Raw genomic sequence first — 17,379 nt, forward strand, 5'->3', positions numbered from 1 at the left:
ACGATATATTACATTAAATCTTAGTCGTACACCAAGTAAAAAAATATGGCAAACATTTTTAAAATAAAAAAATACTTTACAGTCACATTTTACGTACTGCTTTGTTCTATAACAACTGTTTTTGCACAAGAACTCACAGACAAACAAATAGGCTTTGATGCTTCGAGATTATCAGTTTCTTTAAAACTTAAAGGATTATCGGACCAAAATATAGAAACAAAAATTGCTGTAATGAGAATAATATACAAAAGTCAGTATCTCACTATGCAAAATAACAAAGAAACTATTCGTTTAGGGCTCAATTCTCAAAAAAGTGCCCGAAGTGTAAGCCGTATGGCAAAAACCACATATACTATTCCTGAAACTGAGAGAGCTGCACTTATCGCATTTTATAATAGTACAAATGGTGATAACTGGTATGATCACTCAGGCTGGGATATCAACGATCCTAATTCAGACATTGAATCATGGTATGGTGTAATTGTTAATGAAGGACATGTTGTGGGGCTTAGCTTATTTTATAATGGATTAACTGGTTCTATATCTAATTTGTCTGATTTATCATATTTGACAATTCTAGACTTAACAGCTAATGATTTTAGTAATTCCACTATACCTGAAAACATAGCTAGTTTAACAAATTTAAAAACCTTAAATTTAAGCAGCTGTTACTTTTTAGGATCAGTACCTAACCTTTCATCATTAACTGGTTTACAAGATTTAAATTTAGGAGGAAATAATTTTAATGGAGAACAAATCCCAATTTGGTTAAATAATCTTCAGTCTCTAAATAATTTATATCTGAATGACGCATCATTTTCAGGATCAATACCTAATTTAGAAAATTTAAGCAGTTTAATAAATTTAAATTTAGGAAATAATAATTTTTCAGCTTCATCTATCCCTTCATGGATTAACAACTTTTCGAACTTACAAACTTTAAATCTTTATAATTGTAATTTTACAGGATCAATACCTGATTTATCAAATTTAAATGGATTAACTAATTTAAGTTTAACAGGAAATAATTTTACAGGAACCATAATACCTGCCTGGATTAATAACTTTACAAATTTATCTTCGCTGGATTTATCCTCCTGTCAATTTAATGGAGCTGTAACCGATCTATCAGCATTAACACAATTGAATTTTTTATTGCTTGGTAATAATAATTTCAGTACGCCAATGCCACTTTGGTTTAACGATTTAACATTACTGAACTTCTTAGACCTTTCCAATTGTGATTTCAACGGAGAGATGGCTAATTTGTCATCCTTAACGAATCTAAACTATTTAAATTTAGGAAATAATAATTTCACAAATAACACTATACCCTCCTGGATTTTTAATCTGACTAATTTAAATGACTTAGAACTTAACAATTGTAATATTACTGGTGTAATTCCAAATCAAATTGGATTATTGACTACTCTGCAAACTTTAAATTTATACGATAATAATCTTGAAGGAATACTTCCATCTGAACTTGCTTCTCTAGATAATCTTCAAACTTTATGGATATCAAATAATAAATTTCGATTTGTAGATTTAGACCCACAATATACTCTATTGAAATCAAAAATCAATAACTTTTTCTATCAACCACAGGCCAAAACAGATATTCAAAAAGCAATTACGGCTGCCACAGGAGATTCTATAACATTAACAATGATTGAGGACAATAAATATCTTCCTGCAGCTGATACTTTTCAATGGTATAAAAATGGAACAAGTATTCCTGGTGCTGAATCCAAAGATTATCTTATTTCCTACTTAACAAGCACAAATTCTGGAGAATACTATTGTATCTCTAAAAATACAAAAATAGCAGATCTTACTTTAGAAAGAAATGTTATTAATTTAAATGTCAACAATTGTAACGCTGAAACTGGTGAAATAAAACAACAAACTGATCAACTGTGTTCTCTTGAAAAGAGCAACTTTTCATTTGAAACTTCCTCAACAAACTTATCTTATATATGGTTTGTGCTAAATTCAAACGGAACTACTTTAGAAACATCATCTTTAAATTCAACTGGTTTATTCTCATTTAGTTTTCCTTCGCCAGGAACCTACCTTATTAAGATAATAGTAACCAATAAAAACACAAATTGCAGCAATACCCTATATAAAAATGTGGACGTGATTTCCTGTGAGGTTCCAACCGAAGAAATATGTACTGAAAAGACATTGAATCTGACATTTGAAACTCAGAATACAAATTTAAGCTATAAATGGACACTTAAAGATGCCGCTGGAGCCATTGTAAATGAAGTTACAAATACCACCGGAAATTATTCATTTGCATTTGGAACTGCAGGAGTCTATCGAATAAATATGACTGCAAAAAGTCAGGATGGTGTTTGTACTAATGATTTTTTTAAGGACATCACTATTGTAGATTGCACACCTTGCAACTATTGTGCGTCATTTAATTTAATCAAAAATGAAAAATATTTAGTGAGCGGCTGGGTAAAAGAAGAAGATCCTAATATACCATATCTACAAGTGAAAAATTATAGTAAATCAAGCATAAAAATTTCGTTTACCGACACTAACGGAACTGATATTGGAGCTCCTGAAAATTTTTATCCTTCAGGAGAAATTATTGATGGTTGGCAGAGAATTGTTGGTGAATTTACAATTCCAAATAACATAGATGATCTCAAACTAGATCTTGTCAATGAATATACAACGAATGGTAAAACAGTTTACTTTGATGACATTCGAATATTACCAACAAAAGGAAGTATGAAAAGTTTTGTGTATGATCAGAAAACGCAGCGCTTAATGGCAGAATTAGATGAAAATAATTATGCTACCTTTTATGAATATGATTTTGAAGGTGGTTTGGTCAGAATAAAAAAAGAAACTGAAAAAGGAGTATTTACAATTCAGGAAACAAGAAGTGGTAATAGTAAAATTAATAAAAAGGACAATGATTAATATTAAAAACAATACATACATTCTTCTTTTTTTACTATTTTCTTTCTGTTCAAACGGTCAGGTAAAAAAACTAACTGCTCTTCAAATAATCAGCAATGCATCAGATGCTTACATACATAGCAAGTATATGTCAATGAACTCTACCTATAATTTATATTTAGATTATAACTCAGAAAAAGTTTATGAACATTACGCTGGTATAGTACTAAAAAAAAATGAGGTGATTTATTTTGAAATTAAAAGCACTGAATTTATCACATTTAAAAATTTAGGAATTAAGATAAATTATGACCAAAAAGCAATTGTACTTGAAAAGCAAAACAAAGCAACTGAGGAGTCTCCACTTTCTTTAAAAAACTATTTGAATGGTTATAATGCTAAACTGATCGATTCGGATAAAAATAATTTTATTTGTGAATTAACTCCAAATAAAATATCACAAATTATGTTAAGCAAAATAATTATTCATATCAAAAAAAATGATTACAGCATAGTTAAACAAACGCTGTATTTTGTTGAAAAAATGGAAACTAAAGATGCAAAAGGAAAACGGATTTATACCACTCCAAGATTAGAAATTAACTTTAGTCCCAGAGAAAAAAATGAAAAAAGAGATAATCTATTAACATCTAAGGATAATTATTTTACTGAAAGAGGTAATGAAATAGTGCTCTCAAAAAGATTCTCAACTTATCAAATATTTAAATCATAATAACTCTTTATGAATACATATAAAAAACAGCATATTTTTTTCATTCTGACAATCCTATTCCTATTTTTCATAAACAGCACATCAATGTTTGGTCAAAAGAACATTTATAGAGCTCCTGTTATGACATATAATAGTGACGAAATTAAAAATGCCACTATCATCAAAAGCATAGTTGATCCTGAGATAAAAATCCCAAATCAAAAATCGATACATCCAAAAGCATATATCCGATTAAAGGCTAGTAGTGACCTGGCTCCTTTTGTACATGCTGTAACAAAGATGGTCTTAACTATTATTCCTATTCTTCCAGATGGTAAGATGGATGATATTGCCAACCAATATGACACAACACTCGAAGTAGAATACAATCCTATGGGAAATTCTTCGAACTTCATTGACTTATCATCTCATGAATTAACGAATAGATATGGGGTTAAAGTGATTGTTAAATCATACGAAACAAATGGAAATAGTAATATTCTTAATGATAATATTTCACTGGAATTAGGTTTTGAATCTGAACGATACTATCTGGTTACGGAACAATTAGCAGATGTAAAGACTACTATACTTAATGATTTAACGAATGGCACACAAGCTGCCCTAAATTTTAATTGGACTCCTCTGACGGGTGCCTTAGAGTATGAACTGGAATGGACTTGGGTAGATAATTACTCTCCAAACAATGCAGATATTATGCTGAAGGAAGAGAATATTCCTTTTTCATCAAGAGACTTTGAATTAAATAATACAAGAATACGAACTCAAAATCCTTCATACGAAATTCCTTTAATTTATTCAAAAGGATATATTATTTATCGTGTTAGAGCTGTAGGACGATTTTTAGACGATACCAATAAAGTTTATTATGGACCATGGAGTTCTGGAATAGCCAATAAAAATACTGTAGCCGACTGGATTAAAAGTTATAAGCTACTGAATTTTGAACACGAAAGTTTAAAAAACTGGCAGTTTCAGGCGAGTTATGCTGAGCAAGGAAAAAAGAAAGAAGTGGTTAGTTATTTTGATGGTTCTCTTCGAAACAGACAAACCGTTACAAAAATTAACACAGACGAAAAAGCTATTGTGGGTGAGCTACTTTATGATGCACAAGGACGTCCCGCTATTGAAATATTACCTGTCCCTTTAAATCAAAAATACATCCGCTATTTTAAAGATTTAAATCAAAACACCAAGAATCAATTATTTACTCATTTGGATTTTGATTGGGAAAGTTCTGATTCAACTTGCAATCCTTCTCTGTCTGGCATGATAAATACCAGTGGTTCCAGCAAATACTATTCTGGTAAAAATGATATCGATAGTCCTTTTAAAAACTATATTCCTTCGGCATCAGATTATCCGTTTAGCCAAACTGAGTACACCCCGGATAACACAGGAAGAATCTCTCGTAAAGGAGGAGTAGGCCCTGAACATCAATTAGGTAAAGGTCATGAAATGCAATATATTTACTCTGTCCCAAATCAGGAAGAACTAAATCGTCTTTTTGGGTATGAAGTTGGTTATGCAGCTCATTACAAAAAAAATATTGTTATAGATCCTAATGGACAATCAAGCGTAAGCTATTTAGATCCTCAGGGAAGAACAATTGCAACTGCACTTGCAGGCGGAGCAAATGGTCTTAAATTGGATGCTCTTTATGATACTAATGATGAAAACTTACATAAGACTATAAAAGTTGATTTACTAAACAAAATCAACCCCGAGGATGCTGATACAAACCTGGACAATAATGAACTAGCAAGTTCATCTGATTTATCAGCTCAAAAAGATATGCTTATAGTATCTAAACAGCTAGGGGTTGCAAGTAATAAAACGGAACATCATTTTGATTATATCACTACATTTAAGGAAACTTCATTTCAACCTGAAAAATGTACTGATAAATATGGTTTTGTTTATGATTTAAATATTAGCCTTAAAGATAAATGTGCTACCGAATTATTTATACCAAATATTACCAATTCCAGAATTGGTGATTATTATATCAATTCGGCTTCTGCCACAATAAATTCTGATATAAAAATTCTTCCGGACACTCTGTCTTTAGACGCAGGCAGTTATTCTTTATTAAAAGAATTAAAAGTCAATAAAGATATCCTTAATAAGTATGCTGATAATTATATAGCTCAATTAACAGACCCAACAAAAGCCTGTTATATTGCACCTGATATTTTTAAGAACAACAACTCAATAAACATTTCCTGCACAACAACCTGTGAAAGTTGTACGACAACTCTAGGCACACAAAAAGATTATGTTTTACAGCAATTAAAAGGAATTTACAACATTCCTGAAAATGATAATACAACTTTAACTCTTTCAACTGTCAATCAAAATCTTGTTGCCACAATTAATCCAAATATTCCAATATTGGTAAATATGGGACAGGGTATTGAGCAAGGTGAAGTTGCTAATTTTATTAGTAGCCTGAAGGAGGAATGGGAAAAACTTTCTCAAGTTTGTGCCAGTTTGTGTGGTCCCACATTTGCATCAAGTTGTGCTATTAACGAAAAATCATTATTGGCTGATGTGAGTCCTTATGGTCAATATGGTCTTCAGCCAGATGATCTGATGAATCCAAACAGTATCTGGGACACATTGAGTGTTTTTAACAGTTCGAATAAAATAATTTATAACGGAGAAACTGATGCAAACAATTGGGAACACCCTTTTATTCCATATAAAAATATAGACGGAAGTGATGCTTTAATAGAAGTTACAAAAGATGAAGATGGCTATTCTCCTACTGTAAAAACAGGTACTATTATTCAAAAAGATGACAGGTATTTTGTATTACCAGAAAATTTGGCCAGCGTAAATGACTTTTTAGACAATTGGTCTCCATCATGGGCACAATCGTTATTACAATACCATCCTGAGTATGAATATTTAAAATATACTAAAGAAGTATGTACGCTAACTACCGGAGATACGCCAAACAATAATTTAAAAAATTTAACTACTGATGATTATGACGGTTTTTTAAATACTCTGGATACCTATGATAAAGCAATTACCGCCGGATATTTTGACAGTAATAATACAGTAACATTTAATAAAATCTTCAGTTCAGATCCCTATTTTAGCAGCGCTTTGGGAAGTGATTTTGAAACTGCTGCCATTTATAATTTACGCCGTGATATTATGATCGATGCTTTAGAAAAGCATTATGAAAATTTTACTATAGATGGTACTAAGAATGGTAATCCTGCAAAAATGCTTCAGGTTGCTTTGCAGATGATAAAATGTAATTCAATTCAGGCTTGTAATGTAAGTTCTATTAGTTATTCGAATTTAACTCTAAGTGAAAAAACTCTTTTATGGAATACTTATAAAAGTTTATATATTTCATTAAAGGGAAATATTAAACAAGTGTTCATGAACCTTTATACTGCTAACAAAGGAAAATCAAACAGCTGTATTGGTAAAGAGGGCGCATCCGATTTTACAAATTTACTAAAGAATTATCCAGACAGAGTTACTACTATAAAAACCAATATTAATACGCCAGCTACAACTTTTTGTTCCAATGCCGCAATTGCGGATTATAAAAATAAAGAAAAACGTTTTATTTCTACAGATTTTGCTTATGATTCAGATTCAGATGCTACTGATGCTCAAAATCAATTAGTGGTTCAGGCCAATTACCAAAGCTATGTGCAAACAGGAAACTGCCCTGCTCTTACTGATTTAAGTATTTTTTTAGGTAGATTATTCAACGATATTAATATTGCAAATTCATCTATTAGTGCCTGGCATACTATAGGTCAAGGCTTATCTCCAAAATTATTTGCTGACTTTACAGGAGAAACATTGCCATTATCTTTATCATCATCTCCTGCTATGAACATACAAGCAGGTGCAAGTGAATTAAGCTTTACTTTTAGCCCTACACTTTTGTCTGGAACTGCTTTAAAATTGAAATTACCTTCAGGTTCTAATCTATCCTGGAATAATTATTCGGCAACCGGCTGGCATATTATTGGATTTACTAATTTTTATTACGATGCAGCATCCTCTTCTTTATCGCTGCAGACTCCTGTCTTTGGATACAAAGTAGTTGCCAGAATACAAGTAGGTAATGATGCCTCTACACAAAGAGAAGTTGTACTATCCGGAACCACTTTTGCCAAAATTGGAGAATGCCAGATAGGTGGTGCTCCAGGTATAGGAGAAGTTTTAATCGCTGATGACAGTGATTGTACTAAAAAAGAACAATTTGCTCAAAATTTAAATATTTTATTACAACATATACAAGCCTCTGGAAACTTATCTAACTCAGGCTATAACATTACATCAGATACTGCCTTTTACTCTTCCAATAATTCTTTTTTGAAGCTGTATTTTGGACTTACTGATAGTGATGTTGTACTATGGAAAAACAACGCTGGTATTGCTGTAATTACAGTTAATGATATCAAACGGGTAACTATAGACCTTCAAGGCTTTGACACTTCATTAGGTGCAATTTCAAATGTTTCTATTGGTGCGTTGAAAGCCAAAAATGAAGCCAATGTCCTTAAAATAACGTATAAAAATAATCTGGGAAAACAAATTACCAGACTAGCCACTATTGCTTCCGGAAAAGCTAAGAAGCCTCTTTATTTTGCCTGTTGTGCCTCTTGTGGCGAATGGGATTATAATGGAGATGGTTCTGGGGATAAGTGTGATACTATTGATCCGTGTGGTATAACTGACACTGATCAAGATGGTGTATTTGATAATTGTGATAATTGTCCAACAATATACAATCCAAAACAGGAGCCATGTAATTCTATATGTTCAGTCCCTAACAATGAAGAAATTATGTTTGAAAATAGATTAAAAGATCTTATAAATAATTTCATCGAAGGCAACTATGGTATTGTTGGAAAAAAAGGTTTGGTTTCGCAAGATATTTTTATGAAAAATTTTGTTATTGATTGCAATATAGTAAATCATTTTCAAGCTTTCCGAAATAGATTTGCTACTAATTATTTTGAACCAGTAGTTTTAACCAGTTATAAAATTAACCAAAATAATAAGCAAGTAAATATCTTTTTTTCATATAATCCAACCATAGGATTAGATAGTGAAAATGATATTTCATTAAGAATTGATATAGAAAATGCAAAACATATTAATAATATTGACATAAATGGTAATAATATTACTATCAATTTAACGGACAAACAAAATAATATAGTCACTCGTACTGATACTGGATTATTTTTTTCAGGTGCTGGAACTTCAGTATATACTCTTTATTGTCCATTTATGACAGAAGTTTATCCTCCAAAGAAAATTACCAACACAGCAAAACCGTCACTTGTAGCAAAATCATCCCTTTTTGCCAGTACAGAATCAACCTGCTCCGGACCATGCATCCCACAAACAGTATCACCAATTAGCTGTGATGATAAATATACTGTTTATGTAAACTTCCTTTCAAACGCATCAACAAAAATTGAGGGAATCAGTGTTGAAAATATTACAAGTCAGGAAGGTAAAAATGATTTCTGCCAGGGAAAACTGCAATATTTAGTAGAGGATTATATTAATTACATCACTACTTTTAATATTAAATCTACAAAAAACCCTAATTACATCTCATTGATTGCTTTTGGGGATACCCAATTGAATTATGGCTACAAAAACATGTCTGCAGCCATTGCCAATTACAATAGCTACAACACAGCTAATCTAAACAATGATGATAGATTATACTGGCAGGATTATATCAATACGATATATGTAAAAGGCATCACAGAATGTCTGCCTGCTCCAATGCCTTTTTATTCTATTGATGTTCCAGCACCAGAACATACTCCTTGTGAAGAATTAGTGGCAAATGTTTCCGCTGCCTACCAAACAGACGCTTATAATAAATACATGGCCTCTTTGCGTCAGGAATTTATCGATCAGTATACCGAAAAAGCAATGAGTTCTGTAGTTGAAAAATTCAATATGGCTTATTCGGATAAAGAGTATCAATATACTTTATACTACTATGATCAGGCTGGTAATCTAATTCAAACAGTCGCTCCAGAAGGGGTTAAGCGTTTATCTGCTCCTAATGTTGCTGAAGCTTTAACGCTGAATCAAAATATTAATAATATCCGAAATAATCACTCTACTCAAAATGTATCTTTCCTGCCAAAACATACTTTTAAGACAGAATATAAATACAACTCTCTAAATCAGCTTGTGTGGCAGCAAACTCCGGACGGAGGTATCACTCGATTCGCCTATGACAAATTAGGCCGAATCATTGCATCTCAAAATGCTAACCAAATTAATTCAAATATTGAACCAGGTTTACAGCGTTTTAGCTTCACTAATTATGATTATTTAGGACGAATTATCGAAGCAGGTGAAATACACGTAACCAATTCTTTGTATACTATTAGCGAAGAAGGAAAATTAATCGTAGGTGACACTCCAATTGATAAATTTGATGAAAGCTTTGTTAAAACAGAAGTCAGCAAAACTGTTTATACAGAGGATCCTCAGGCAGATAATACAACCAAAGCTTCTGCCTTATTTACTACCAATGCAACCCAAGGTTTTAATCCTTCGGATACTAACAGAAACCGCGTAACGGGTATTTACTATTATAATACATATATACAAACGGCTCCTTTATCATTTGATAATGCTATTTTCTATAATTATGATGTTCACGGAAATGTAAAAGAATTGGTAAGCTATAATACGTATCTAAAAAATCTTGGGTGTAATTCAGCTATTGTTATTGATGCCGCTTCAGGGCTGACTAATGACTGCGAAGCCCATCTTAAAAGGGTAGTTTACGATTACGATTTGATTAGCGGAAATGTAAATTCAGTTATTTTCCAACCTCGTAAAGCAGATCAGTTTATTCACAAATACAATTATGATGCTGATAACCGAATTGTAGATGTAAATACCTCTACAGATGGTGTTATTTGGGAAAAAGATGCTAGCTATCAATATTATCCTCATGGTCCATTGGCAAGAGTGGAGTTAGGAAATAAAAACGTCCAAGGCATAGATTATGCCTATACCCTACATGGCTGGTTAAAAGCGGTGAATGGAGAAAATATTGCTGATTCTGCTAATGATTTAGGCCATGACGGAACTGGAACCAAAACAAAAGATGCTTTTGGATATTCGTTAAACTATTATGACAAAGATTATAAAGCAATTGTAAATGATGATGAAAGTCAAAGTTTTGGTCCTCTTATGTTTAGCAGAGATAATGCAATAGCTGGAAATATCAATGATTTGTACAATGGTAACATTAAACAAATGACAACCGCTATTCGCAAAAAAAATGATGAACTTTTACCTGTTCAGAAAAATAATTATACCTATGATCAGCTGAATCGTATAACAGCAATGAAGTCAAAGTCTATTGTTCCAAATAAAACGGGACATGATGAAGTTAAAGAAAGCTATGATGCAAGTTATTCATACGATCGTAATGGAAACTTACAAACACTAAAAAGAAGTGCACCAGATGTAAATGGAGTTCCAATTGCTATGGATAACCTTACCTATAAATATGCTGATGGCAACAATCGATTAAACAAAGTCTTTGATGCTGCAGACGATATTTTTAATGAAACCGGAAAAGATCTTAAGAAAAACATCAAAGAACTTACATCTTACAACAAAAAAAATACAAGTACTCATAATTATATTTATGATTCAATCGGACAGCTTGTACAGGATAAATCCGAAGGATTAAAAATTTATTGGCGTGTTGATGGCAAAGTCAAAAAGATAATAAAAACAATAGGTAATGTCAATCGAATTATCTCTTTTGAATATGACGGTCTTGGAAATCGTATCGCTAAAAAAGTTTATGCCGAAACTTCCCCTGAAAATAGCACTACTACCTATTATGCACGTGATGCGCAAGGAAACGAGTTGGCAGTTTATAATCTTACCGAATCGTCTTCAAACAAAAGTCTAACCATAAAAGAACACCATATTTTTGGGAGCAGCAGACTTGGTTTAGAAGAATCTGATAAGATCGTATACCAATCTGGAAGCATCAATACGCAAAAAATAATTCAACCAGCTATTGCAGGTAAATCAACAGCGCAAAATGAACTTGCAGTTACAGAAAAAGTACTCACTGCACAAAGTTTTATAACACCGCTAATAACATTATCTCCCGTACCTGTCTATCGCGATTATGCATTAAATTTTAATGCAAATACAATTGCCTCATGGCCTAGTGCAAGCAGCAGTATTAAAGATAAAAATGCCGAATTTACAAGAATAGTATTAGATACAAAATTCAATATTACAGGTAACACGCCAAATATCAGAAACGGAAACTACATCGTTGCCAATTTAGAATACAAAGGTATTGTTGCAATCGGACCTCATAATAGTGTACTTACTAAATCTCCTGCTAACAGTTGTATAACTGTAGAACCAATTACTGCGGGAGAAAAAATTTACAATATCACCCGACCTTCTAACTGTAAAAATAGCGAGTTATCATTTGGAGAAGTCCTAAAACAAAATGAAGATGGATATGTTGATTATAATATCACCAGAAGAGATGTCAGTTATGATATTAAAGTGGGATTTACGATAAATAATAAATTTTATGGCTTTAATACCCGTTCCGGATCAACAGGAAATTGGCTCTTTAGACATGCTACTTTATTTGTTTATAGAGTAGTAAATGGAGCAGAAGCTGAAATTGCAAGATCAACTAATGATAATGCTTCTTATAACTTAAGACTTCAACGTGAAGGCAGGGTATTAAGATATTATCTTAATAACAATCTCATACATACCATTTCTATTTCAAATTTTCCTGTAATCCTAACTACACATACAGGAGAAAACAACAAACTTTATCGTTTAAAACTTTATAAAACTAAAACTTCTAATGAAGAGTTAACCACACAGGTTTTAGTCTCTTTGCAAAAATCGAACACTGGCTATAAAACAGAAATAAAGGCAGCACAAAGAACAGCTTCAGAAACACTTAGAAAATTTAGTACTACATCTGATAATATAAGTTTTGAAGAGGCTCAAAAAGAAATTGATTTGAAATTTAATGCCGATTTCAAATCAAAATCAATACTATATGTCGTTAATAATGCTTCCCAAACCCTAAATAATACTGACTGGACATTACCTACAAGTTCATCACTTGAGTTAATCCCGATTAATAATAAAAATCAAATAGTAGGAAGTCCCAGATTAGCATTTAATATGTGTTATTTTAATTATAGCATCAATCCATATACAGGTACTCCTAACTCAAACAATTTTGAATTTGATGATGTAACCAGCATTACAGTTACCAATAATCCAACAAAATCTAAAACTGGAACCAGTATGACAGTAACTCCTACTATAAAACGAGTACTGGATGGCCCCTGTCTGCTGGATCAGGATAAAGATGGTGTTTTTGACATCTATGAGGATGTAGATGGCGACGGAAATTTGGCAAACGATGATACCAATCTTGATCAAATTCCTAATTACAAAGATGCTGATGATGATGGAGATGGTATATTAACCAAATACGAAGGTGCAGTAATTAACACTTCAAATAAGGCTCCGTATTATGAAAATAAGAATTCATTAAATAGTGATGGTGATTTGATGCCAAATTATTTAGATAAAGATGATGACAACGATGGTGTAGACACTAAATTTGAAGGTGTAAATCCTGATCAAGATGGAAATCCATCAACAGGAAATACACTAGATACCGATCGTGATGGAATATTTGATTATCTGGATATTGATGATGATGGTGATGGATTGTATACTATGTATGAGAACCCTAATCCGGATGCAGATGGGAACCCAAATACGGGCTTAACACTCAATACTGATCATTATACAGGTATAAAAGGAGATATAAAAATAGATAATATTTGGAATTATCTGGATAATGATGATGATGGCGATGGTGTTTTAACTCAGTATGAACACGCAGATGATGATGGAAACCATAATCCGTTTACTGGTATTGTACCATTAAACACAAATGGTGTGGCATCAACTAATCACCCGAAAATGATTGTAAATAATATCCCCAATTATCTTGATGAAGATGATGACGGAGATGGATACCAAACCTGGGAAGAAGGTGCAAATCCTGACGGAGATGGAAACCCGGCTACAGGAGCAACTCGTGATACAGATCAAAATGGCATAGTAGATTATCTGGATTATCAAGATAGAATTTATCCCGAGACTGAACAAGTTCAATTAAATAATTATGTAAATTTGGCTGGAGATAAGCTTTATGAGCTTTCGAATCATTTAGGAAATGTATTAGCAGTAATTTCAGATCGTAAGATCCCTGAATTGGATGATATGAGTTCTTTGAAGTATTTTAATGCAGATGTAGTTAGTTATTCTGATTATTATCCTTTTGGAATGATTGTACCGAATAGACACGGTAGCAGTGATAGTTACCGTTACGGGTTTAATGGGAAGGAACTTGACAATGAATTAAAGGGTGAAGGAAATAGCTATAATTTTGGGGCAAGGATGTATGACCCTAGAGTTGGAAGATGGTTTAGTGCTGATAAAATGAAATCAAGAGCACCTGAATGGTCTCCTTATAGATTTGCTTTTGACAATCCAATGAGGTATAAGGATGCCGATGGGAATTGGGAAGAAGATGGTCATTTTTGGACTGTTTATGCAATGGGAATTGCAATGGGCATGAAGCCGTCAAACGCAAGACAACTAGCTGAATATGCTGAATATTATGACCATTCAGTACACGGAGATAATTCGATGAGTATTACTCCTCACAAATCTGGACTAAGTTGGGGTAAAGATGGAGGTCTTGGAACATGGGCTGACCCAGATTTACAGAAAACATATCATGGACTTACAGGAGGATTACAAAAAGAAGTCTTAAATGACGCAATATCTAATGTTATTACTGGAACACTATGCGATTTACATAAAGTTGGTGATGCTTGGGCTCATAGTTATATTAAGAATGGTAAACGAATAATGTATGGTGCTCATGGTGTAAATGAACCTTGGTATTCTTCTATAGTAAAATTTACTCTAGGAGATATTACATTTGAACATGCAATGGGAGGTCCTGAACATGGTGAACATGCAGATAATATTGCAGACCGACCAGTTGAATATATGAGTTATGTAAAAACTTTAAAAAATCTTTATATCAAAGCTTTTGGAGACGATATAAAAACAAAGAAACCTGATTTAACTATCTTTGCTTATGTTCAAGAAAATGGTAAAACAAAAGAAAACAATATATTTTTACTTAATTCTTATATTAATATGAGTGGGGGACAGAAAATATTTAGTGGTTTAAGTCCAAATCAAAATTTATTATTATCAGGCTACTTAGACAGTGTTGGAATTAAATATAATTCAGGAAGCAATCTAACACCAGCAGATAAAAAGCACAAATTGAGGTCAAGTCCTGAAACATTTACTTTACAAATTAAATAACATATGATATTTTTAGACATTAATAGCTCTTCATTTTTGGTAGTGTTTTTTTTATTCTTTTTGTTTGTTTTGTTTATTTTTTTTATTTTTTTAGAGGCTTTAAAAAAAACAAGATTCTCAAATATAAAAAATGTTGTGCTTAAAAAGATTATTGTTTTTTTAGTGTCCATTTTAATTATTTATATTATTTTATATATAATGTATGAGATTAGAGGAAAAGGTTTTTTAGAATAGCCCGAAAATCTATGATATTTAAGCTATTTTTATAGAGCCATTTTACACAATACTCTCATAGATAACTAATAAAAAGCCATTCCATCAACGGAGTGGCTTTTGGTTTTTATTGCTCATATTACTAAGTTCAAGCACTCTTTATAAAGCTTTCAGACACATAGCATGCTTCTGGATTATGCTCATCGTATATTTTCAATACGCTATCTAACATCGTATCACCTATATCAAATTGAACTACAACATCAATAAAGTCCAATAGTTCACCATTCTCTATCTTCTGTAATATCTCATTTTTAACTCTTAAACTATGATTGAACATAGAAGAATCAACAACGATTTTTTGCTCATTAATATCAATATTTGGCTTTAAGCCCATGTGTGCGTTTTTAGTGCCACTTAGCTTGGTCGTTGTTTTGACACCATGTTCTAAGATTATCCTATTCATGGTTTCTGCTACCAAATCACTATCGCTTTCTTCACATAAAAGTGCATCATACACGTACAGAACATGAATACCTTTAGCATTCAGATACGTAATAATATCGCTCATGACAGCTACTTCAACGCTAAACATCTTTTGAGAAGTAATCTTGTGACCATGTTCTTTTTTATCATGATAGATTCTTGCTAACATGTCGGATTCATTTTTAGAATAATAGTCAAAGAGCGGTGAATTTCTCATTTGATTCCAGTTCATGTTGAAAAAGCTTAAGTGAAGTATTTTTACTTCCTTAATGTCAATACCAGCTGATTCGGCTACGCTCTCATGTGTAAGATAACTTGCTTTACCATCATACAAACTGATAGCAATATTTGGATGTAATGCGCTATAATCGCACTCAATCAGCTTCTTACCATCGATTGTAATTTGTTCTCTTATCCATGACGGCATGAGCGTGAAACTATCCACCACACGACCACCGCTTGACATATCACCAGCACTAGGAATCATAAACCCACGACCAGTCAAGAACTCAAAGAGCTTGATATTATCCTCAACAAAGCTTCTGTTATCTGCATCAATCCAGTAATCATTTATGTGTTTGTTACGCATGGTCAGTATCTTGCCCTTTTTGGTAGTAAGACCCTTTTTAACCAATTTCTTACCGATAACTAGTAATTCTGTGCTAGTAGGTAAATCAATCTTTGGATACATCGCAATGAGATTGGAACAGATTGGATTTGTCATAGCTTTATGTAGTTGCTGATAGTACAGCTTGTTTCTATTGCGTATTATACCAGTATCTTTTATGATATATTCCACAAGCCCCGCTTTTAGATAAGTATCAGTTAATCGGAATCTTTTTGAGTGTATGCCAGCTTGATAACTATCATCAACCTCGATAAATGCACCCGTGCTAGTTCCCGCTTTAAGAACATCGATTATTTTAGTGTATATATAGGTATTGTCTGCATTTTTGGTTTGCTCATGCAGTAGCTCAGCGTTCAGGCACTTCCATTTATCATCAGTGTAATACGTACTTGCAAGGTTGTATAGGAATACTAAGCATTTTTCAACCGCTATGCTAACATCAGTGTCAATTGCTTTGAGCATCGACTTTGGAACGTATTTGCTTAGGTTGTACTGCGCTTTCTTTGGAATTAGGATTGAGTTTACGTTCGGGAAACGTAGTGCTGATTGAGACAGCTTATAATCGTTTTGGAGTAGGTCTATGTCTCCAGTATCGCCAGTGAAGGCAATGTAATCTTCATTTTTTGAGTTCATTGTGATATTCTCTTATTCTCGTTCCGTCACTTAGGACGGATTATTGTCTCTTAGATTTTACTTGGTAAGAGAAGCTGGGGCATGACTCCCAGCAACCAAGGTTTTTATGAGTTATTCTCTCAGTTTATTGCTTTTATCAATTATACTTCTAAATGATAAAATAGTCAATAGTCTTTGAAAACTATTTTTGAAAATATTTTAATTATTCTTCAAGCTCCATTAAAGTAATAGCGCAAATTGAGCATAAACTTATAAATGAAGTATTCATCTATTCCTTTATACAAGTAGT

4 protein-coding genes are annotated in these 17,379 nt (G+C 32.6%); 3 read left to right on the forward strand and 1 reads right to left on the reverse strand.

Annotated elements, in window-relative coordinates:
• Window positions 1-45: 45 nt before the first annotated feature.
• From CLU82_RS17280 to CLU82_RS17290, 3 genes are all read left to right on the forward strand, one after another.
• Window positions 46-2,946 carry a hypothetical protein gene (locus CLU82_RS17280; protein ID WP_100844267.1) on the forward strand — a complete coding sequence of 967 codons (2,901 nt, stop codon included), beginning with the start codon at window positions 46-48 and terminating at the stop codon, window positions 2,944-2,946.
• The gene (locus tag CLU82_RS17285; protein WP_157813384.1) at window positions 2,939-3,658 is read left to right on the forward strand and encodes a hypothetical protein; all 720 of its coding nucleotides are present in this window, start codon (window positions 2,939-2,941) and stop codon (window positions 3,656-3,658) included. The genes CLU82_RS17280 and CLU82_RS17285 overlap by 8 nt, the downstream gene beginning before the upstream one ends.
• 84 nt (window positions 3,659-3,742) lie before the next feature.
• Entirely contained in the window at window positions 3,743-15,130 is an 11,388-nt protein-coding gene (locus tag CLU82_RS17290) for an RHS repeat-associated core domain-containing protein (protein WP_100844269.1), read from the forward strand.
• A gap of 361 nt (window positions 15,131-15,491) precedes the next feature.
• Here the strand turns inward: CLU82_RS17290 and CLU82_RS17300 are convergent, their stop codons facing one another.
• A complete protein-coding gene (locus tag CLU82_RS17300) occupies window positions 15,492-17,090 on the reverse strand; it encodes a hypothetical protein (protein WP_100844271.1) in 1,599 nt (532 codons plus the stop codon).
• Window positions 17,091-17,379: the final 289 nt, after the last annotated feature.

The sequence above is a fragment of the Flavobacterium sp. 5 genome, from assembly GCF_002813295.1.
Classification (GTDB): Bacteria; Bacteroidota; Bacteroidia; order Flavobacteriales; family Flavobacteriaceae; genus Flavobacterium.

What these genes read in the sequence shown, in the direction of transcription:
- CLU82_RS17285 (WP_157813384.1), top strand. Translation starts at nt 2,939, where the DNA reads ATGATTAATATTAAAAACAATACATACATTCTTCTTTTTTTACTATTT.
- CLU82_RS17290 (WP_100844269.1), top strand. Translation starts at nt 3,743, where the DNA reads ATGTTTGGTCAAAAGAACATTTATAGAGCTCCTGTTATGACATATAAT.
- CLU82_RS17300 (WP_100844271.1), bottom strand. Translation starts at nt 17,090, where the DNA reads ATGAACTCAAAAAATGAAGATTACATTGCCTTCACTGGCGATACTGGA.
- CLU82_RS17280 (WP_100844267.1), top strand. Translation starts at nt 46, where the DNA reads ATGGCAAACATTTTTAAAATAAAAAAATACTTTACAGTCACATTTTAC.